At 70.4% G+C, this 21,739-nt stretch carries 9 protein-coding genes; 1 reads left to right on the top strand and 8 read right to left on the bottom strand.

Annotation, left to right across the window (positions count from 1 at the left end):
• Positions 1-116: 116 nt before the first annotated feature.
• Entirely contained in the window at positions 117-1,460 is a 1,344-nt protein-coding gene (locus AC4PWQ_RS01930) for an ABC transporter substrate-binding protein (RefSeq protein ID WP_371164161.1), read from the bottom strand.
• A 226-nt stretch (positions 1,461-1,686) separates the two neighbouring features.
• Here AC4PWQ_RS01930 and AC4PWQ_RS01935 point away from each other — a divergent pair, with 226 nt between their 5' ends.
• A complete protein-coding gene (locus tag AC4PWQ_RS01935) occupies positions 1,687-2,469 on the top strand; it encodes an exodeoxyribonuclease III (RefSeq protein WP_492089618.1) in 783 nt (260 codons plus the stop codon).
• A 193-nt stretch (positions 2,470-2,662) separates the two neighbouring features.
• On the opposite strand, the gene AC4PWQ_RS01940 is transcribed toward AC4PWQ_RS01935, so the two are convergent.
• From AC4PWQ_RS01940 to AC4PWQ_RS01970, 7 genes are all read right to left on the bottom strand, one after another.
• Positions 2,663-3,469, bottom strand: a complete 807-nt coding sequence (locus AC4PWQ_RS01940) for a serine hydrolase domain-containing protein (protein WP_492089619.1) — start codon at positions 3,467-3,469, stop codon at positions 2,663-2,665.
• Between the two features lie 304 nt (positions 3,470-3,773).
• Positions 3,774-6,374, bottom strand: a complete 2,601-nt coding sequence (clpB, locus tag AC4PWQ_RS01945; RefSeq protein ID WP_492089620.1) for an ATP-dependent chaperone ClpB — start codon at positions 6,372-6,374, stop codon at positions 3,774-3,776.
• Positions 6,375-7,104: 730 nt separating this feature from the next.
• Complete coding sequence (locus AC4PWQ_RS01950; protein WP_492089621.1) at positions 7,105-8,460, bottom strand: hypothetical protein; 1,356 nt, start codon at positions 8,458-8,460, stop codon at positions 7,105-7,107.
• Positions 8,461-8,536: 76 nt separating this feature from the next.
• Positions 8,537-11,542 carry an FAD-binding and (Fe-S)-binding domain-containing protein gene (locus AC4PWQ_RS01955; protein ID WP_492089625.1) on the bottom strand — a complete coding sequence of 1,002 codons (3,006 nt, stop codon included), beginning with the start codon at positions 11,540-11,542 and terminating at the stop codon, positions 8,537-8,539.
• A 395-nt stretch (positions 11,543-11,937) separates the two neighbouring features.
• Positions 11,938-14,673, bottom strand: coding sequence for a pyruvate, phosphate dikinase (ppdK, locus tag AC4PWQ_RS01960; protein WP_371151471.1), 2,736 nt, complete (start codon positions 14,671-14,673; stop codon positions 11,938-11,940).
• Between the two features lie 372 nt (positions 14,674-15,045).
• Positions 15,046-17,679 carry an ATP-dependent Clp protease ATP-binding subunit gene (locus AC4PWQ_RS01965; RefSeq protein WP_492089622.1) on the bottom strand — a complete coding sequence of 878 codons (2,634 nt, stop codon included), beginning with the start codon at positions 17,677-17,679 and terminating at the stop codon, positions 15,046-15,048.
• Between the two features lie 1,756 nt (positions 17,680-19,435).
• Positions 19,436-21,673: an aldehyde dehydrogenase family protein gene (locus AC4PWQ_RS01970; RefSeq protein ID WP_492089623.1), complete on the bottom strand. Its 2,238-nt coding sequence runs from the start codon at positions 21,671-21,673 to the stop codon at positions 19,436-19,438.
• Positions 21,674-21,739: the final 66 nt, after the last annotated feature.

The following is a 21,739-nucleotide window of genomic DNA, read 5'->3' on the forward strand; positions in this document are numbered from 1 at the left end:
GCCACGAGATCTAATCCTTCTGGTCGATAAGCCCGAATATGGGTTTTAACCCGAAGTAGGGGGCTGACTGACCGAGGCCAGCCAGCCCCCTACCGAGTTTGGGTTGCTGGGTTAGATCACTCAGCGACCTTGAGGCCGGCGTCCTTCAGAGCCTGGACACCAACGGCCTGGGACTCGGTGATCATGTCAGCGAACTTCGCCTCACCGGTCTTGATCTTGCCGGCAACCTCGCCCAGCTTCGCGCCCACGGCCGGGAAGGACGGGGAGAACGGGAAGTCAGCGTTCTGGGTGGCAGCAATCTCAGACAGGGTCTTGTAGACGTCCTGGTCACCGAAGATCGGCTTGAGGTCGGCCGGGGTGGTCAGCTCACCCTTGGCGGCCGGCAGCAAGCCCTGGACCTGCATGGCCGGGATGTTGGTGTTCAGGAAGTCGGCGAAGGCAACGGCCTTCTCCACGTTGGAGCAGCCCTTGATGACGGCGACGGCGGAACCACCGTCCATACCGGTGGCGGGCTTGGCGGCGTCGAACACCGGGATCGGGGCAACGGCCCAGTCGGTCTGGCCCTCGAATGCCCAGGTGGCGGCCTCCCAGGAGGCGCCGACGTAACCAGCGATGGTGCCGTCGGTCAGCTTGCCGGCCCACTCCTCGCCCCAACGGTCGAAGGTGGCGACCAGCTTCTGGTCCACCAGCTCCTGCCACAGGGCGGCGGTCTTCTGGGTGGCCTCGTCGTTGATGGTGACCTTCCAGGCGTCGCCCTCGGTGGAGAACCACTTGGCGCCGGCGGAGGCGGCAACACCGGAGAAGAGCATCATCTGCTCGTCAGGCTGGAACACGCCGATGTACTTGCCCTTGTCGGCAGCGGTCTTGGCGGCAGCCTTGAACTCGTCCCAGGTCTTGGGCACCTCGATGCCCAGCTCCTTGAAGGCGGCCTTGTTGTAGAAGTAGACCAGCACGCCGATGTCCTGCGGGATACCGACGGTCATGTCGCCGACCTTGGCGGAGCTCCAGCCAGCGGCGCCGTAGTTGCCCTCGAACTGGGCGGCGGCGGCGGAGACGTCCTCCAGGGAGCCCTGCACGTACAGGTCGCCGAGGCGCTCGTAACCGGCCTGGGCCAGGCAGGGGGCGTTGCCGGCCTTAACGGCCTGGCCGATCTTGGTGTAGGAGTCAGCGGCGGAACCCTCGAACTTGGTGGCCTTGACCTGGGCGTCGGGGTTGGCAGCGTTCCACTCGGCAACGACGGCGTCAACGCCAGCGGCGTCGGGCAGACGGTGCCAGTACTCGATTGCGTCGCCAGCGGGCGCCTCAGCCGCAGACTCGGTGGCCTCGGCAGCCGGGGCCTCAGAAGCCTTAGCTTCCTTGTCCTTGGTGTCGCCGGAGCAGCCAGCGAGAACCAGGGAAGAAGCGGCCAGCAGGCACGCAGCGACGGCGGCCTTGCGGGCGCCAGCCTTACGGATGCTCATATTTTGCCTCTCCGTTGAGATGAAGCGAAGCAATCACCAACTGATCACTTCTGCAAGTTTGTGCGGCTTTTTGCCGTACCGAGCGCAAGTTTATGCATCGGGAGGGTGGCCCGCAACACCTTTCGATCACATTTGCGTTTCATCCGGGTCAACGCCACCCGCCGACCACACCCCCGCCCGGCAACCCGGGACCATAGCCCCGGCCGGATCGTTCTAGGCTGTCGCCATGCGCATTGCGACCTGGAACGTGAACTCTGTCCGTACCCGCGTGGAGCGGGTGATTGCCGCACTGCAGCGCCACGATTTGGACGTTTTGGCGATGCAAGAAATCAAATGCAAGGACGCACAGTTTCCCGCAGCCGCCTTCGAGGAAGCTGGCTACGAGGTGGCCACTTGGGGCGAGAACCAGTGGAACGGGGTGGCGATCGCCTCCCGGGTGGGCCTGACGAACGTGATGCGCGGCTTTGCGGGGCAGCCCGGCTTCGCCAAGGAGGGGGAGCCCGTGGTGGAGGCTCGCGCGCTGCGAGCCACCTGCGGCGACCTGGACGTGTGGAGCCTATATGTGCCCAACGGGCGCGAGCTGGACGACCCCCACTACGCCTACAAGCTGCAGTGGCTGGAGCGATTCGCCGACGTTGCCGCCGCTGCCGCCCACAGCGGCGAGGCGATGGTGGCAATGGGCGATTTCAACGTCGCTCCCCGAGACAGTGACGTGTGGAGCCCGGCTTTCTTCGAGGGCAAGACCCACACCTCTGCCCCGGAGCGCGCCGCCTTTGCCGCCCTAGAGGAGGCCGGGTTGACCGAGGTGACGCGCCCCCACGCCTCCGGCTTCACCTACTGGGACTACCAGCAGTTGCGTTTCCCGCGCAACGAGGGCATGCGCATCGACTTCGCGTTGGCCACCGCACCGGTCGCGCAGCGCGTCACCGGCGTGCTGCTGGACCGGGAGGAGCGCAAGGGCAAGGGCGCCAGCGACCACATTCCCGTCGTGATTGACCTGGCCGACTGATTCCGGCCGCCCCTAGACGGCGCCGCCGCGATTGACGCGGCATGTGGCCGACGTCGTCCACCGGCGCCATCGCCTTACTCCGCCCAGAGGCGGTGGGACGGTAAGAGGGCGGCACGGGCAAAGGGGGCGGCATGTGGCCGACGTCGGCCCATTGCCGCCTGGTGAAAGCGGCGCGGTGTGAGCCCAGGCGGGGTCAGGGCGCGTTGAGGCGAAGGAGCTCGGAGTTTAGCTGCGGCCAAAGCTCCACGTGCATCGGCCCGAAGGGGTGGGCGCCAAGAAAGACGGCGCACGCGCCAGTTGCCGGCTCGCACCACAGGAAAGAACCAGACTGCCCGAAGTGGCCGTAGGTGCGCGGGGAGTGAGCGCTGGAGAGCCAGTGCGGGGACTTGTCTGCACGTATTTCCGGCCCCATGCCCCACAGGTTGTCTGCCTGCCGGCCGTAGCCGGGAAGCACACCGGGAAGACCCGGCCACGCCGGGGTTGTCATGGCCGCGTGAGAGGCGGCGGACAGCAGCGTCGGCGAAGCCAGTTCCTGAGCTAGCAGAATCAACTCAGTGGCCGGGCCGCTCGCACCGTGTGCGGCGTTTCCCACCTCAGTGTTCGGCATGCCCAGCGGAATCAGGACTTCTTGCTCTAGCCACTGGCCTGCTTCCATGCCGGTGGCTTGCGCCAGGATTCGCCCCAGCTCCTCGTAGCCGTAGTTGGAGTAGATCCGGCGCGTTCCCACCGGCGCTAGTTGCTGGCTGGATTCCCTATCCACGCCGCTGGCATGGGCCAGCAGGTGGGCCACCGTCGCCCCCGGGATCGCGGTGGGTTGGTCCAGTGAGAGAAGATGCCGGTCGGCAGCCAGGTGCACCCCCAGGGCGGTCAGCAGCTTGGAAACAGAAGCCCAGCGAAAGACGGTATCCACTGCACCGGCGCGGAAGATCACCTGGTTGCCGACGCTGAGCACAACTGCGGTCGGGAACGGGAACTGAGCCAGTGTTTGCACGCTTGCCATGCTTCTACCTTGCCACGCTTGCGCCCTCCCGACCTACCCGGGTACCCCTGCGGCAATCGGGGTTTCCAGCCGGCGGCCCGGGCACAACGACGGCGGCCCAGGCGGGTGGATGGTCGTAGCCCCGGCACTGACGGCGGCCCAGGCACAACGACGGCGGCCCGGGCGGGTGGATGACCGTAGCCCCGGCACTGACGGCGGCCCAGGCACAACGACGGCGGCCCGGGCGGACAGATGCTTGCGCACCTCCCGCCCGGGCCGCAGCCTTATCGGCACCAAAGGAAAACCTGGCTGGCCCAGCCACTGGTCAGGCCACGCCCACCTCTAGCGCCTGACCGTCGGCGGCCACGTCCACCGAGACCACCTGGCCGTCCTCCACGGCCCCGCCCAGCAGCAGGCGCGCCAGCTGGTCGCCGATCTCGCGCTGCACCAGGCGGCGCAGCGGGCGGGCACCGTAGGCCGGGTCGTAGCCCTGACGGGCCAGGAACTGCTTGGCCTCCTCGCTCACCCGCAGGGTGATGCGACGCTCCGCCAGGCGGGCCTCCACCCGCGCCAGCTGGATGTCCACGATGCGGGCCAGCTCCGTCTCGGTGAGCGGGTCGAACACCAGAACCTCATCCAGACGGTTGAGGAACTCCGGCTTGAAGGCGCGGCGCACCGTCCCGAGCACCGCCTCGCGCTTGTCCTCCTGACTCAGCTCCGGGTCCACCAGGAACTGGGAGCCCAGGTTGGAGGTGAGCACCAGGATCACGTTGCGGAAGTCCACGGTGCGGCCCTGGCCGTCGGTGAGGCGACCGTCGTCCAAGACCTGCAGCAGCACGTCGAACACCTCCGGGTGGGCCTTTTCCACCTCGTCCAGCAGCACCACGCTGTAGGGGCGGCGGCGCACAGCCTCCGTCAACTGGCCTCCCTCGTCGTAACCGACGTAGCCGGGGGGCGCGCCCACCAGGCGGGAGACCGAGTGCTTCTCGCCGTACTCGGACATGTCGATGCGCACCATGGCGCGCTCGTCGTCGAACAGGAAGTCAGCCAGCGCCTTGGCCAGCTCGGTCTTGCCGACGCCGGTCGGGCCAAGGAACAGGAACGAACCGGTGGGTCGGTCGGGGTCCGCCACCCCGGCGCGGGCGCGGCGCACAGCGTCGGCCACTGCGGCCACCGCCGCGCTCTGGCCAATCAGGCGCTTGCCGATCTCCTCCTCCATCGCCAGCAGCTTGGCCGTCTCGCCCTGCAGCAGGCGGCCGGTGGGGATGCCGGTCCAGGCGGCCACCACCTCGGCGATCTCGGCCGGACCCACCTTCTCCGCCACCAGGGGCTCCACCTGCTCGGTGTTGTCCGCCTCGCGCTGCTCGGCCTGGGCCAGCTCGGCCTCCAGGGCCGGGATCTCGCCGTAGAGCAGACGGGAGGCCGCCTCGTAGTTGGACTCGCGCTGGGCGTTCTCCGCCGCAGTGCGCAGCTCGTCGAGCTTCTGGCGCAACGCGCCCACCCGGTTGTGGGCACCCTTCTCCGCCTCCCAGCGGGCGGTCAGGCCCGCCAGCTCCTCGGAACGATTGGCCAGGTCCTCGCGCAGACGCGCCAGGCGCTCGCGGGAGGCGTCGTCGTCACTGTCGGCGAGGTAGGACTCCTCCATGCGCAGGCGGTCCACCTGGCGGCGCAACGCGTCGATCTCCACCGGGGAGGAGTCCAGCTCCATGCGCAGGCGGGAGGAGGCCTCGTCGATCAGGTCGATGGCCTTGTCCGGCAGCTGGCGGCCCGTGATGTAGCGGTCACTCAGGGTAGCGGCGGCCACCAGGGCGCCGTCACTGATGGTGACCTGGTGGTGCGCCTCGTACTTCGGGGCGATTCCGCGCAGGATCGCCACCGTGTCCTCCACGCTCGGTTCGCCCACGAAAACCTGCTGGAAGCGGCGCTCCAGGGCCGGGTCCTTCTCGATGTACTCGCGGTACTCGTCCAGGGTGGTGGCGCCCACCATGCGCAACTCGCCGCGCGCCAGCATGGGCTTGAGCATGTTGGAGGCGTCCATGGCGCCCTCTCCCTTGCCCGCGCCCACCACGGTGTGCAGCTCGTCGATGAAGGTGACCACCTCGCCGTCGCTGGACTTGATCTCCTCCAGCACGGCCTTCAGGCGCTCCTCGAACTCGCCGCGGTACTTGGCGCCGGCCACCAGCGCGCCCATGTCCAGGGCGATCAGGCGCTTGCCGCGCAGGGACTCGGGCACGTCACCGTCCACGATGCGCTGCGCCAAGCCCTCCACCACGGCGGTCTTGCCGACGCCGGGCTCACCGATCAGCACCGGGTTGTTCTTGGTGCGGCGGGAGAGCACCTGCACCACGCGGCGAATCTCGGTGTCTCGGCCGATCACCGGGTCCAGCTTGCCCTCGGCCGCCGCAGCGGTGAGGTCACGCCCGTACTTGGTCAGCGCCTGGTAGGTGCCCTCCGGGTTGCGGGAGGTGACGCGGGAGTTGCCGCGCACCTTCGGCAGCGCCTGCGCCAGGTTCTCACGGGTGGCGCCGGCGTTAGCCAGGGCGCGCGCGGCGGCGTCGGTGCTCTTCTCCCCCTGCGCCGGGGCCAGGGCCAGCAGCAGGTGCTCGGTGGAGACGTACTCGTCCCCCAGCTCCTTGGCCTGGGTGCGGGCGCGCTCCAGCACGCCGGCCAGCGCCGGGGAGGCCGAGGCCTCGCTGACGGCGGAGCCGGAGGCTGAGGGCAGGGCGGAGAGGGCGGCACGCACGGCCCGACCCACGGCGGCACGGTCCGCACCGGCGGCCTCCAGCAGGCCAACGGCCACGCCCCCTTCCTGCTCTAGCAGCGCGGAAAGGAGGTGGACGGGCTCGATGCGGGGGTTGCCCGCAGCCTGGCTGTGCTGGATGGCACCGGAAAGCGCCTCCGCAGCCTTGGTAGTGAAGTTATCCATTGGGTTCCTCCTGATTGGTCAGTGTCTACCCGGTACAACTCCGGCAAAGTTGAGTCTATTCCACTCAACTTTGCCGCGCGACGATTTCGGTCCCGGAGAACACTGCGGCCCGGCGGGCAAACCCGCCGGGCCACCCCGACCCCAACACCACCCCGGCAAGGCCCACCAAACTCGACGTTCGCACCCCCAACTCGACCTTTGGAGCTTCAACTCGACGTTCGCACCCTCAACTCGACGTTCGCACCCTCAACTCGACGTTCGCCCCCCCAACTCGACGTTCGCACCCTCAACTCGACGTTCGCACCCTCAACTCGACGTTCGCACCCCACTTAACGTCGAGATTCAATGCCAAACGTCTAGATTCAATGTCAAACGTCGAAATTCAACACAGAGCCACAGCCCGCCAAGCCACCAGGCACCCAGAACATCGGGACACCCGGACACCGGACACCTAACCACCCGGGCCGTCGGGACACCGAGCCACCCCGGCCCCAACACCACCGCCGGCAAGGCCCACCAAACTCGACGTTCGCCCCCTCAACTCGACGTTCGCACCCCACTTAACGTCGAGATTCAATGTCAAACGTCGAGACGCGAAGACAAACGTCTAGTTTCAACACTGGGGAGCATCAGCACGGCCAGGCACAACAAAGCCCGGCACTACAAAGCACAGCAAGCCCGGCCCAGCCCGGCACCGCGAGGCTGCGGCGCGGCAAACCGCCTTGGGTGCCTAGCGCGCCCGCCGGCCGTGTCCGCGCCTGCCGCTGAACTCCGCGATCTCGCGGCGCGCCTCGGTGAGGCTGGGGCCCCGGTGGCTGCCGATGCGCCAGCAGTCCCAGGGGTCCTGCTCCTCCCCCACCTGGGGGGCGGCCAGCACCGGGGTGGGCCAGACGGTCCCGGCCACGTCGATCCCGCCTGCGGCGAAGAAGCCCATGGGCTCGACCGGCAGGTCGTGGTCCGGCACCACCCAGTAGAGCGGGGTGCCCTGGCCGGCCTCCTTGGCGATTGACTCCAGCAGGGCGGCCTCCGCCAGCTCTTGCGGGGTCAGCTCATCCACGGGGTCCGCCTGTGCCCGCACCTCGCGGCGGCTGCGCACGGGCCGGGCCACGGCAGCGATCTCCTTAGTCTCGGGCTCTGGCGCCGCCGGGGTCTCCTGTGCCGGGGTCTCCTGTGTAGCGTCCACCGCCACCTCCGTCGCTCGCTGCGGGGCCTCTTGTTTGGCCGCCTGCTGCGGCGCGGGCTCCTCGGCCGCCTCGGCCTTCGCCCGCGACTCCTCTACCGCGCCCTTTTGTACGTTCTCAGTGGCGGCGTGCTCCTGCGGGATGCGCGCAGCGTGGTTGAGCAGCGGGGCCTCGTCGGGCAGTGCGGCCAGGGCCGGCTCGGGCCCGCCGGTCTGCTGGTATTCGACGCCGGGGGTGCGCTCCTGCGGCTGGTCCGCCTCCGCCGGGGTGGCGGCGTGGTGGGAGACGTTGGCCCACCCCAGCAGGCCCTGCGCGCGCCGGCCGCCCACCAGGCGGTTGTGCCCCAGCGGGAAGACGGCCTCTAGGGGGCGCACGTCCACGAACCGGCGCCCGTCGGCCAGTTCGCGCACGTTGAGCTGCAGTACCTCCACGCCCACTCGGGAGAGGAAGTCCAGGGAGGGGCGCACGGCCCCGTCCACGGCGGCGGCAACGATGGTGAGCTGGGGGCCGGACTCCGGCTGCGGGGGCAGACCGCCACGGAACTCGGCCCACCGGGTGCGGAAGGTGCCAGGCCCGTCGGCGTAGAGGGCGGCCAGGTCGTTCCAGCCCAGGGACTGGACCTCGGCGGAGCGGGCCAGCGCGTCCACTAGCCCGTCGGCGGTGAGGCGGGCGCACACCTCGACGTTGACGGCGAAGCCGGCGGCGTCCAGGGCGAGCATCCACTGCACCACGCGCTCGGAGTCTGATTTCAGGCTGTCCCAGGCGATCGGGAAGAGGGGGCGTTCCAGCACGTCGCTGATGTTGTCGCGGATGGAGCGGAGCAGTTCGTCAGAGACGTCGTCGCGTACCGATCGCCCGTATTGGGCTGGCAGCAAACGCCCGTCTTCGAACTCGAACAGCGCCATTGTCCGTCCTTCCCCCGCACCGACCCGCCCATTGTTGCACGCTATCTCGAGTTCGCTAAGAGGGGGGAGGTTTTTGCTACTCGGCAGTCAGCTGCCCGAGGAGGAGCTGTGCCAGGTGGACGCCGCGCCTGCCGGCCAGTTGTTCGGCCTGGGTGCGACAGGAGAAGCCGTCGGCCAGGTAGACGGCGTCGGGTGCCGCCGCCAGCGCGGGCAGTAGGGCGTTGCCGGCCACGGCCACGGAGACCTCGTAGTGGCCTTGCTCCATGCCGAAGTTGCCGGCCAGGCCGCAGCAGCCCGAGAGCTGCTTGATCTTGGCGCCGGTGCGCTGCAGCAGGGCGGCGTCGGTGCGCCAGCCCATCACGGAGTAGTGGTGGCAGTGCGGCTGGGCCACCACCTCCACCCCGTCCAGGCGGGGCGGCTGCCAGTCGTGCGGCCCCAGGGGCGCGGGGGCGGTGAGCAGTTCGGCCAGGGTGAGGGTGGCGCGGGAGACGGCGCGGGCGTCGGCGTCTCCGGGCAGCAGGTCGAGCATGTCGTCGCGCAGCACGGCGGTGCACGAGGGCTCCACTCCGATGATGGGGATGCCGTGGTGGGCGAATGGGGAGAGTACCTTGACCAGTTCGCGCAGGCGGCGCCGGGCGGCGGGGAGTTGGCCGGTGGAGATCCAGGTCAGGCCGCAGCAGGCGTCCTGGTCGGGGATGAGCACCTCGTAGCCGGCCTCAGTGAGCAGGCGGTACATGGCCCGCGCGCCGGCGGTTTGTAGGTATTGGCTGAAGGAGTCGGCCCACAGCACCACGAACCGCCGCCCGCTCTTTGCCTCCATTTCGGCAAAGAGCTTGGTGAATGAGGCCGCGCCGTGGGGAACGGACATGGTGGCCGACGTTGCCGCCGTACCGTCCCCCTCTGCCGGCCGCTTCGAGGTTGCGGGGGCAAGGCCCAGCTCCTTGCGGGCGGCGGAGGTGGTGGCGGCATGATTCTTACGGGCCCAGCGGGGGAACGTCGTCGTCGCCAGGGGCGCCATGAGGCGGCGCGGGTCGATCCCGGCCAGGCGGAAGAAGGTGCGGCGCAGCGGCCCGACCGCGAGGGCGGCGTTGCCGAGGTGGGCCATGCCGGGCACGGAGCCGGCTAGTTTGAGCCACTGCGGCAGGCGGCCTAGCAGGTAGTGGGGGCGTGGGCGCAGCTTGCCCAGGTAGGCGCGGTGCAGGGATTCGCTCTTGAGGCGGGCCAGGTCCATGCCGGTGGGGCAGTCAGCGGAGCAGGCTTTGCAGGACAGGCACAGGTCCAGGGCGTCCATCAGTTCCGGGGAGCCGAAGCCGGCCACCAGCTGGCCGTTTGAGAGTTCCTGCAGTACGCGGGCGCGGCCGCGGGTGACGTCCTTTTCGTCGCCGGTGGCCTGGTAGGAGGGGCACATGAAGCCGCCGGCGCCGGAGTTGTCGGCCCGGCATTTGCCCACGCCGGTGCAGCGGTGCATGGCGGCGGTGACGTCGCCGTGGTCGTGAGCGAAGGCGAAGCCTGCGTCCTTGCCGGTGAGGGCGGCGATCGGCCGGGCCTCGGGTAGGCGCAGGTTCGCATCCACCGGGTCTGGGTCCACCAGCACGCCCGGGTTGAGGGCGCCGTGCGGGTCGAAGAGGTGCTTGACGCCCCGGAACAGGGCCAGTTCGGCCTCGTTGTACATGAGCGGCAGCAGCTCGGAGCGGGCGCGCCCGTCTCCGTGCTCGCCGGAGAGGGAGCCGCCGTAGGAGGCCACCAGCCCGGCTGCCTCGGTGAGGAAGTCGCGCATGGCGCGCTTGCCGCCCTCTTCGCGTAGCGGGAAGTCCAGGCGCACGTGCAGGCAGCCGTCCCCGAAGTGGCCGTAGAGCAGGCCGTCGATCCGGCAGCGCTTCATCAGGGCGGTGAAGTCGCGCAGGTAGTCGCCCAGGCGTTGGGGCGGCACGGCGGCGTCCTCCCAGCCCGGCCAGGCGGGGTCCCCGGCGGGGGTGCGCCCGCCCAGGCCGGCGCCGTCGGCACGGATGCGCCACAGGGCGGCCGCCTCGCTGCCCGGCGGGTATATGCGGGCGGCCAGGGCGCCAGCGTCGGCCACTATCGCCTCTGCGCGCTTGAGGGCGGCGGCAAGCAGGTCCGCACCGTCGGCGCCGGAAGCGCCGGTGAGCGCACTGGTGGGGGCGGCGGCGTCCACCTCCACCATGAGCCAGCCCTCGCCCTCGGGCAGGGCGGGCACGGCGCCGGGGCCCTTGTGGCGACGCACCACGTCCACCAGGCGGGAGTCCATGCCCTCCACCGCCAGGGGCTTGTGGGCCAGGATGGCGGGCACGGCGTAGCCGGCCTCGATCATGTCCCGGTAGCCCAGCACCACCAGCACGGGCGCCGCCGCCAGCGGCACCAGGCGCAGCCGCGCGGAGAGGGTGGTGGCCAGTGTGCCCTCGCTGCCGGTGAGGAAGCGGGCCAGGTGGCGGCCGTTTTCCGGCAGCAGGTGCTCCAGCGAGTAGCCGGATACCTGGCGGCCGAACTTGCCAAAGCCGGTGCGGATGGTGGCCAGGTTGGCGGCCACCAGCTGCTCCAGGCCGGGGATTTGGGCCACGGACTCGCGGCCGGCGGCGGCCAGGATGCGCCGCCCGTCGCCGGTGAGGGCGTCGAGCTCGATCACGTTGTCTGCGGTGCGGCCGAACGCCACCGCGTGCGGGCCGCAGGCGTTGTTGCCGATCATGCCGCCCAGGGCGGCGCGGGTCCACGTGGAGGGGTCGGGGCCAAAGCGCAGCCCGTGCGGGGCGGCCGCACTCTGCAGGGTGGCCATCACCGTGCCGGGCTCGACCAGGGCCCAACCCTCGCTCGGGTCCAGCTCCAGCACCCGGTTCATGTGGCGGGAGAAGTCGAGCACCAGGCCGGGGCCTATCGAGTTGCCGGCGCAGGAGGTGCCGGCCCCCCGGGAGGTGAGGGGCACCCCGTGCTCGCGGGCCACCTGGGCGGCGGCGAGCACGTCCTCCACGCTGCGCGGGAAGGCCACCACCTGCGGGGGGATGCGGTAGTTGGAGGAGTCGGTGGCGTACTCGGCGCGGCGCCGGGCGCTGGCGTCCACCTCCCCGCTCATGGCCCGCTGCAGGGCCCGGACGAAATCGGCCAGGGCGGTGGGGCTGGGAGCGGTGGTCATGGCTAGATGCTAGCGCCGGGCGGGGCGGGGGCGGCCCGCGCGTCAGCGGGCGGACGCCGCCCGCGCCGCCCGGGCCCGACTTTGGCGCGCTTCCACCGTTTTCGCCCCGCAGGGTCGTGGGGGTGCCCGCGCGCAGCGCACCCGGGCCGCTCGCGGGGCCGGGCGGGATTAACGAAACAAGGTGCGCCAAAATGCGCCCCGGGGGCGGTGGCTCCACGCCGCCGCCCCCGGGCTCACCTCGGGCCCCGGCCTCGACCGCCCGGGCCCACAGCTTGGCAGGAACGCCCCGACCTGCGCGGTGGGCAACCCATCCCGCGCGGTCGCGGCCCTCCCATCTACGCCGTGGCGTCACCCCCGGCCATGACTGCGGCGCGCCCGGCCTCCAGGCGGGCCACCGGCACCCGGAACGGGGAGCAGGAGACGTAGGTCAGGCCCGCGCGGTGGAAGAACTCCACCGACTCCGGGTCACCGCCGTGCTCGCCGCACACGCCCATCTTCATGCCCGGCTTGGCGGACCGACCGGCCTCCACGCCCATGGTGACCAGCTTGCCCACGCCCAGCGAGTCGATCGTCTCGAACGGGCTCACGCCCAGCACGCCGTTCTCCACGTACTGCGGGAAGAACGTGGACTCCACGTCGTCGCGGCTAAAGCCCCACGTGGTCTGGGTGAGGTCGTTCGTGCCGAAGGAGAAGAAGTCGGCCTCCTCCGCGATGCGCTCGGCGGTGAGGGCGGCGCGCGGCAACTCGATCATGCAACCAATCGGAATGTTCAACTCCACGCGGGCGGCGGCGGCAACGTCGGCCACGATCTTCTCCGCCTCCGCGCGCACCAGCTGCAACTCACGCACCGAACCGATCAGCGGCACCATGATCTCCGGGCGCGGATCCCCGCCGGCCTGCAGGCGCGCCACCGCGGCCTGCGCCACCGCGCGGATCTGCAGGGCGAACAGGCCATCCAGGGTCAGGCCCAGGCGCACGCCGCGCAGGCCCAGCATCGGGTTGGCCTCGTGCATGCGCTGCACCGCCAGCAGCAGCTTCTCGTTGCGGGCCAGCTCCGCCTCGTCAACGCCCTCGCCGCGCGCCGCCTTGTCGCGCTGGAGGGCCACCTTCACGCTCAGCTCCGTCAGGTCCGGCAGGAACTCGTGCAGCGGCGGGTCGATCAGGCGCACCGTCACCGGCAGCCCGTCCATGACCTCGAACATCTCCTCGAAGTCGCCCTGCTGCAGCGGCAGCAGCGCCGCCAGGCTGCGCTCGCGCTCCTCCTGCCCCTCGGCCAGGATGACCGCCTCCACCAGCGGGCGGCGCTCACCCAGGAACATGTGCTCGGTGCGGCACAGGCCGATTCCCGCCGCGCCCCGGTTGCGGGCCCGCCGCGAATCCGTGGGCGTGTCAGCGTTGGCGCGCACCTCCAGGCGACGCACCTTGTCCGCGTGGCTGAGCAGGCGGTGCACGGCCGTGACCAACTCGCGCGTGTCCTCGTCTGCAGCGGCCTCCAGGCCCGCCTCCAGGCCCTTGGAGATGTAGGTCATCACCGGGGAGTCCACCACCGGCACCTCGCCCAGGAACACCTCGCCGGTGGTGCCGTCGATGGCGATCACGTCGCCCTCCTTGAGCACCACGTCCCCGAAGCGGACCGTGCGGCTCTCCATGTCCACGTGCATGGCCTCCGCGCCCACCACGCAGCACTTGCCCATGCCGCGCGCCACCACGGCCGCGTGACTGGTCTTGCCGCCCCGCGCCGTCAGCACACCCACAGCGGCCACCATGCCGGGCAGGTCGTCCGGGTTCGTCTCGCGGCGCACCAACACGCCCGTCACGCCGGCGGCGGCGCGAGCCTCGGCGCGCTCGTTGTCCAGCACGATCTCGCCGACGGCAGCGCCAGGCGAGGCCGGCATCGCCCGCGTCAACAGCTGCGGGGAGGCCGCCGAATCGAACTGCGGGAAGAGCAGGTTGGTCAGCTGCTCGCCGCTGACGCGCCCCAGCGCCTCGTCCATCGTGATCAGGTGCTCGTCCACCAGCTGGCAGGCCACGCGGAACGCCGCCGCGGCAGTGCGCTTGCCCACGCGGGTCTGCAACAGCCACAGCTTGCCGCGCTCGATCGTGAACTCGATGTCGCACAGGTCCCGGTAGTGGGTCTCCAGGCGGCGCATCACGGCGCGCAGCTCCTTGTAGGAGTCCGCGTCCAGGCGCTCCAGGTCAGCCAGCGACAGCGTGTTGCGAATGCCCGCCACCACGTCCTCGCCCTGCGCGTTGACCAGGTAGTCGCCGTACACGCCGGAGGTGCCCGTGGAGGGGTCGCGGGTGAAGCACACGCCCGTGCCGGAGGTGTCGCCCATGTTGCCGAACACCATGGTGCACACGTTCACGGCCGTGCCCAGGTCGTGCGGGATGCGCTCGCGGCGGCGGTAGATGCGGGCGCGCTCGGTGTTCCAGGAGCGGAACACGGCCTCGATGGCGGCGTCCAGCTGGGCGCGCGGGTCCTGCGGGAAGTCCTTGCCGGTGGCCCCGCGCACGATCCCCTTGTAGATGTCCACCAGGGCCCGCAGGTCCTCTGCGGTCAGGTCCACGTCAGCGGTGATGCCGCGCTGTGCCTTCTTCGCCTCCAGGGCGTCGCTGAACGCCTCGCCGTCGATGTCCAGCACGGTCTTGCCGAACATCTGGATCAGGCGGCGGTAGGAGTCCCACGCGAAGCGCTCGTTGCCGCTGACGGCGGCCAGGCCCTCCACGGAGACGTCGTTCAGACCGATGTTCAGCACCGTCTCCATCATGCCGGGCATCGAGAACTTGGCGCCCGAGCGCACGCTCACCAGCAGCGGGTCAGTGGCCGCGCCCAGCTCGCGCCCCAGCTGCTCCTCCACCTCTCGCAGCGCGGTGGTCACCTGCACCCGCAGGACCGGCGGCACCTCCCCCGTGGCCAGGTACTCCCGGCACGCGTCCGTGGTGATGGTAAATCCGGGCGGGACCGGGATCCCGAGCCGGGCCATCTCCGCCAGGTTGGCGCCCTTTCCTCCCAGCAGGTCCTTCTGGTCCTTGTTTCCTTCGCTGAAGCGGTATACGAACTTGTCCGCCACAAGATCCTCCAAACGTGATGACACACACCCTCGTGCGACCTACGTCACGTTTATACACCGTCAGGGCCGCTTTTCCAGAATCGAAGCGACCCTCCCGCCGAGACTTAAGTCCCGCCGCCAAGAGGCCCTATTCCGTGGGCAATGAGCACCCCGCCGCCGCACCAATCTTCGGTCAAGCGGTCGGCCCTTTGGCAAAGTGGCCGACGCTGCCGCCCCGCCGCCCCGAGCCCGCCACCGCCCGGCCCCGAACCAGGCTCCCCGGGGCCCACCCGACAGCACGGCAGTGGGGGCGCCGCGCACAGCGCGGCACCCCCACCTACTTCACCTTGCCGGACCTCAGCCCCACTCGGCCCACCCGGCAGGCTGCGACCCCTAGGCCTGCCCGGCCTCCCCGGCCTGCGGCCAGGCCGGCGCGTCACCCAGCTCCACCGGCGTGGCGGCAGGCGCGGCAGCGTCGTCCACCGGTGAGGCGGCGCCATCGGCGTGGCCACCAACGGACTCGGCCCCCTCAGCGGGCGCGGCCTCCCCCGGGGCGGCGTCCTCCACCACCAGCTCCTGCGGGCGCGGCGTGAAGCTGAACGTGCCCAGCTCGCCCTCGCCCACGGCGTCCACCAGCACCACCTGGCCAGGCAGCACCTCGCCAAACAGGATCTTCTCGCTGAGCACGTCCTCGATCTCGCGCTGGATGGCTCGGCGCAGCGGACGGGCTCCCAACACCGGGTCGTAGCCCTTGTCCGCCAACAGCGCGCGGGCCGCATCCGTCAACTCGATGGTCATGTCCTGTTCGCGCATACGCTTGTCCAGGCGAGCCACCATCAGGTCCACGATCTGCGCGATCTCCGCCTTCTCCAGCTGCGGGAAGATCAGCACCTCGTCCACGCGGTTGAGGAACTCGGGGCGGAAGTGCTGACGCAGCTCCTCACGCACCTTGCCCTGCATGCGCTCGTAGTCGGTGGCCAGCGCGCCAGTGGCCTGGAAGCCGGTGATCACGCCCTTGCCGATCTCGCGGGTACCCAGGTTGGTGGTCATGATGATGACGGTGTTCTTGAAGTCCACCACGCGGCCCTGCGAGTCCGTCAGGCGGCCCTCCTCCAGGATCTGCAGCAGGGAGTTGAACACGTCCGCGTGCGCCTTCTCCACCTCGTCGAACAACACCACGGAGAACGGCTTGCGGCGCACCTTCTCGGTGAGCTGGCCGCCCTCCTCGTGTCCCACGTAGCCGGGGGGAGCACCGAACAGGCGCGAGGCGGTGTGCTTCTCGCCGTACTCGCTCATGTCCAGGGTGATCAGGGCGTCCTCGTCGCCGAACAGGAACTCCGCCAGCGCCTTGGCCAGCTCCGTCTTACCGACACCCGTGGGGCCGGCGAAGATGAAGGAGCCACCGGGGCGGCGCGGGTCCTTCAGGCCCGCGCGGGTGCGGCGGATCGCCTGGGACAGCGCCTTGATGGCGGCGTCCTGGCCGATCACGCGCTTGTGCAGCTCGTCCTCCATCTTCAGCAGCTTGGCGGACTCGGCCTCGGTCAGCTTCACCACCGGAATACCGGTGGACATGGCCAGGACCTCAGCGATCAGGTCCTCGTCCACCTCGGCGATGTCAGCCTGCTCGGTGCCGCGCCACTTCTCCTCGCGCTCGGCGCGCTCCTCGATCAGGCGCTTTTCCTTGTCGCGCAGGCTGGCGGCGCGCTCGAAGTCCTGCTCGTCGATGGCCGACTCCTTCAGGCGCTGCAGCTCCGCGATGCGCTCGTCCATCTCGCGCAGCTCCGGCGGCGCGGTCATGCGGCGGATGCGCAGGCGCGCGCCGGCCTCGTCCACCAGGTCGATGGCCTTGTCCGGCAGGAAGCGGTCGTTGACGTAGCGCTCGGAGAGCGTGGCGGCCGCGTGGATCGCCTCGTCGGTGATCATGACGCGGTGGTGGGCCTCGTAGCGGTCACGCAGGCCCTTGAGGATCGCGATGGTCTCGGGAACGTCGGGCTGCTCCACGCGCACCGGCTGGAAGCGGCGCTCCAGGGCCGGGTCCTTCTCGATGTGCTTGCGGTACTCGTCCAGGGTGGTGGCACCGATGGTCTGCAGCTCGCCGCGCGCCAGGAGGGGCTTGAGGATGTTGGCGGCGTCCATGGCGCCCTCGGCACCGCCGGCGCCGACCAGGATGTGCACCTCGTCGATGAACAGGATGATGTCTCCGCGCTGGCGGATCTCCTTGAGCACCTTCTTCAGGCGCTCCTCGAAATCACCGCGGTAGCGCGAGCCGGCCACCAGGGCGCCCATGTCCAGGGAGTAGATCTGCTTGTCCTTCAGCGTCTCCGGCACGTCGCCGCGCACGATGGCCTGAGCCAGGCCCTCCACCACGGCGGTCTTGCCGACGCCGGGCTCGCCCACCAGCACCGGGTTGTTCTTGGTGCGGCGGGAGAGGATCTGCATGACCCGCTCCATCTCATCCTTGCGCCCGATCACCGGGTCCAGCTTGCCCTCGCGGGCGGCCTGGGAGAGGTTACGCCCGTACTGGTCCAGCACCGCAGAGCCCGACGGCGTGGCCTCCTTGGGCCCGCCGGCGGTGACGGGGGCGCGGCCCTGGTGGTCTGAGACCATCTTCAGCACGGTCTCGCGGATCGCCGCGACGTCCGCGCCCAGGTTGGAGAGCACCTTGATGGCGGTGCCTTCGCCCTCCTTGAGCAGGCCGAGCAGCAGGTGCTCGGTGCCGATGTAGTTGTGGCCCAGCTGCAGCGCCTCGCGCAGCGCCAGCTGGAAGACGGACTTCACTCGCTGCGTGAAGGGGAGGTTGTTGGTGGGGGCCTCGCCGGACTTGCCGATGAGTTCGACCACCTGTTCCCGCACGGCCTCCTGGGTGACGTCGTGGGATTCGAGGGCCTTGGCGGCCACTCCCTCGCCCTCGCTGATGAGGCCGAGCAGCAGGTGCTCGGTGCCGATGTAGTTGTGCTCGAGCTTGCGGGCGGCGTCCTGCGACAGCACGACGACGCGGCGAGCCCGGTCTGTAAACCGCTCGAACATGTTTTACCTCCTGCGGGCATGGATCGCCCTTTACCTTCCCCCACAGTAACGAGGCCGCCTGGCGGGCTATTGCGGGTTTCGCCTGCGGCGTGAGCCTGGCGCGCTATTTCACCCTGGGCAGACCTGCCGGCTTTCCGCCCTGCCTTCACTAGCCGACGCCCCACCCACCGTACCAAGCCCCCGCCGCCCGGCCCACCGCCGACGCGTGGCGGCCCCCTCCCTCTGCCGGCTCATGGCGACCCCCTCCCCCAGCCGCCGCTTGGTGGCCGACGCCCCACCCACCGCACCCCGTACCCCGCTGCCCGGCCCACCGCCGACTGCCGAAACTCCACAGCCCACCGCCGACCTCCCCCGGCTTCGCGGGCTTCGCGCGTGGTGCCGCCGCTGTGGCGCGGCCCCACGCCACCCTTGCCGCTAATGAGAACCATTCCTACAATGGTGGGTGTGGCGGGGACGCCACACCCACCTTCCGGGCCTTCGAGGATCGGCCCACACCACGCGCAGCGATTGGACCCGGTGCGCCGCGGGGCGGGCAGGTTTTCCACCTGCCCGCCCCCACCCCTTTTTGGGCTCTGCGCGGTTGCGGGCGCGTCGACTGCTGCGGCTTAGCGTCAGAGATGTGTGTACAGGTTCGGCGTGTTCGGGCTCGGTTTAGCGGCTTCTGCCTGCCGGCTCCCACCGGGTCTGGCGGCTCCTCGATTCGCCGAAACTTGTCCAAACCCCACGAGACTTGTCCTTAGCGGGGTGTCTATGGACAAGGCCCAGCGTGGTTTGACAAGTTTCGGCGAGGGGACCGGGTGACACGGCGAGCTCCCCGCACACGCATTCCCGCCGCTAACCCGCTGCGCGGGGCCTTACCGAGCACCTGCCGACCCCGTCCCGCCCCGGCGCAGACTCGGGCAGCCGGTATTGCGCAACCGGTTGGGCCTTTGTTGTTCCCGTTGAGCCCTTGTTGTAGCCGGTCGCGGCTTTCTGTACCTCTTGTAGCGCTATGGGGCCGATTAACGCCTCAATAGGTCGCACAAAGGCCCAAGAGGCAGCAACAACGGCTGGAACACTGCAACAAAGGCTCAACCGCTTGCGCACGAACCCACCAGCCGTGACCTCCCGCCCCCTGTCGGTACGCATGACGAAGCCCGGCTGGACGCGGGCCAGGCGGCGAGCGCTAAGGGGATGCGTGCTCGATCGCACTGGCCCACTCGCCCGACCCAGACGAGGGCGCAGTCCGACGCGATAGAGGCGCTGATCGACGCTACCTACTCGCCCGACCCAGGCAGGGGCACAGTGCGCTGGACCGATAGCGAGCGGACCGCTCGCGCGGTCCCGCTCCGCCGAAGGCCGGGCGGGACTTCCGTGCGGTCAGCAGCGTCACACCCGCCCGGGGCCCGGCCCCGGGATCCCGGGGGACCGGGCCGAGGTGCGCAAACAGTCGAGGGGTTAGTGCACCTGTCGCGGGGTTTTGCGACCTGTCGTGGGGTTACCTGGCCGGGTAACCCCTCAACCGGTGCACCAAGCCCTCAATTGGTGCACCAAAGGCTCAATAGGTTGGGTAACCCCTCAACCGTTTGCGCACACCCGCACCCCGCCTCCCCCGGTTGCTCTAGGCACCCCTTCTTCTCCCAGCACCTGCCCATAGCCCCAGCAGCCGCGTGCACTACGAGGCCGGGGCGGGCAGGTGAAAACCTGCCCGCCCCAGCGCGCGCTTTCGAAAACGGTGCGAATCCCGCGCCCAGCTAGGCGGCGCCCGCCCCCGTGGCTAGGCGCGCGGCACCCCGGCCAGCACCTGCTTGGACAGCGGGGTGGAGTTGCCGAAGCGGTGGTTCGTGATGCTAACGGCCTGCTCCCGCACGAACGGCAGCACCTCGATGCGCGCGTGCCCGGTGACCGGGCCGTCCCACACTGCCAGGTCGATGCTGCCGCGCAGCTCGCTTTGCAGCTGGGCGGCGCTGCCACCCACCAGCCGGACGCGCACGTCCAGCCCCTCGGCGCTCCCGCCACCCGCGGGCGCACCGGCGGCCGCCAGGCGCGAGCGCAGCCTGGCCACGTACTCGGCGTGCTCCTCCTGGCGCACCTCCACCTTGTAGCGGGCCAGCAGGGCGCGCAGCTCGCCGGGCAGCACCCCGGAGAGGCTGAGCTCGATCGGCTGCTCGGCGCTGGCATTCCCTGCGGCGCTGCGCCCACGCGAGGCAGCCACGGAGGAGCCGGCGGGCACGTCGAACTCGCCCACGGCAAGCGCGGCAGCCAGCACGCGCAGCACGTCGAGCGTGCTCGCCCCCGCCTCCACTCGCACCGAGGCCGGGGCCGGCTGGTAGCGCAGGTAGTTGCGTTCCACGCCCAGGGCGGTCGGGTCGTGCAGCACGTCGAACTCCGCCTCGCACTGCCTGGTCAGGCGCAGGCAGTGCTCGCGCAGGGCGGCAACATCGCCTGCCGCGTAGCCGCAGCGCTCGGCGGCCCGCACCAGACCCGCCAGTTGGGGCTTGAGGCGCTCGTCCCTAACGGCGGCCACCCCGCCGGCGGCCACCCCGGCGACGATCCCGCCGTCCTCACCGGCCCCGCCCTGCGCACCCGCGCCGTCCCCGGGCAGCACGCGACCGAAACCGTAGAGGTAGTTGGGTCCGCCGGCCTTGAAGGTGGTGCCCACCGTAGAGCGCTTCCAGCCGCCGAAGGGCTGGCGCTGCACGATCGCGCCGGTGATGCCCCGGTTGACGTAGAGGTTGCCGGCCTGGACGTGGTCCAGCCAGTAGCCGATCTCCTGCGCGTCCAGCGAGTGCAGTCCGGCGGTGAGGCCGAACTCGGTGCCGTTTTGCACGGCCACGGCCTCCTCCAGGCTGTCCACGGCCATGACGCCCAGGATGGGGCCGAAGTACTCCACCAGGTGGTACTCGGTGCCGGGCCGCACCCCGGAGCGCAGGCCCGGGCTCCACAGGCGCCCGGTCTCATCCAGACTGCGGGGCTGGAGTACCCACTTCTGCCCGCCGTCCAGGCGGGTCAGACCCCAGCGCAGCTTGTCCGTGAGGGGCACGGACAGCGGCCCCATCTGGGCCAGCGGGTTGGTGGGCCAGTCAACGGTCAGGGAGGAGACGGCGTCGATCAGCTGGTCCCTGAAACGCCGCGAGCGCGCCACGCTGCCCACCAGGATGACCAGGGAGGCCGCCGAGCACTTCTGGCCGGCGTGCCCGAATGCGCTGGCCACCACGTCCTTGACGGCCAGGTCCAGGTCTGCGGCGGGGGTGACGACGATGGCGTTCTTGCCGCTGGTCTCCGCCAGCAGGTCCAGGTCCGGCCGCCAGCTCTTGAACAGGCGGGCGGTGTGGGCCGCGCCGGTGAGGACCACGCGCGCAACGCGCGCGTCGCGCACCAGGGCCTCGCCGCGCTCGGCGTCGGGGACCACCAGCTGTACCACGCCGGCCGGCACGCCGGCCGCCTCCATGGCCTCCACCAGCAGGGCGCCGCAGCGCACGGCGGCGGGGGCGGGCTTGAGGATCGCGGGCGAGCCGGCCGCGAGCGCGGCCGCGACACCGCCGAAGGGGATGGCCAGGGGGAAGTTCCACGGCGGGGTGACCACGGTGAGGGCGGCGGGCTCGAAGCGGGCGCCGTCGGCCTCCACCGCGCCACTCATCCGCACCGCCTGGGTGGCGTAGTAGTGGGCGAAGTCCACGGCCTCGCTGACCTCGACGTCGGTCTGGTCAAGGGCCTTGCCGAGCTCGCTGGCGGCCACCTCGATCAGCTCGGCCCGGCGGGCCGCGAGCTCCACACCCACGCGGTGGAGCACCTCGGCGCGCTCTGCGGCGGGCAGGGCGGCCCACTCGCGCCCGGCAGCGAGCCCGCGCACGATCACGGCTTCCAGTTCGCCCGCGCTCTCCACGCGCGCGGCGGCCACGCCGGCCACGCCCAGCTGGGAGGTGGGCACGCGCCCCATGATGGCCTTGGCCCACTCGCGGTTGGCGGGCAGGGCCGGGTGAAGCGGCGCACGAAAAACGTCTATGGGTCCCAAGAGACTCGTTGTCACGGTAGGCCTTCCCAGGGCGTTGTTTTGATGAACGAGAGAGAGGACAAAACA

The organism is Buchananella sp. 103232, assembly GCF_058725725.1.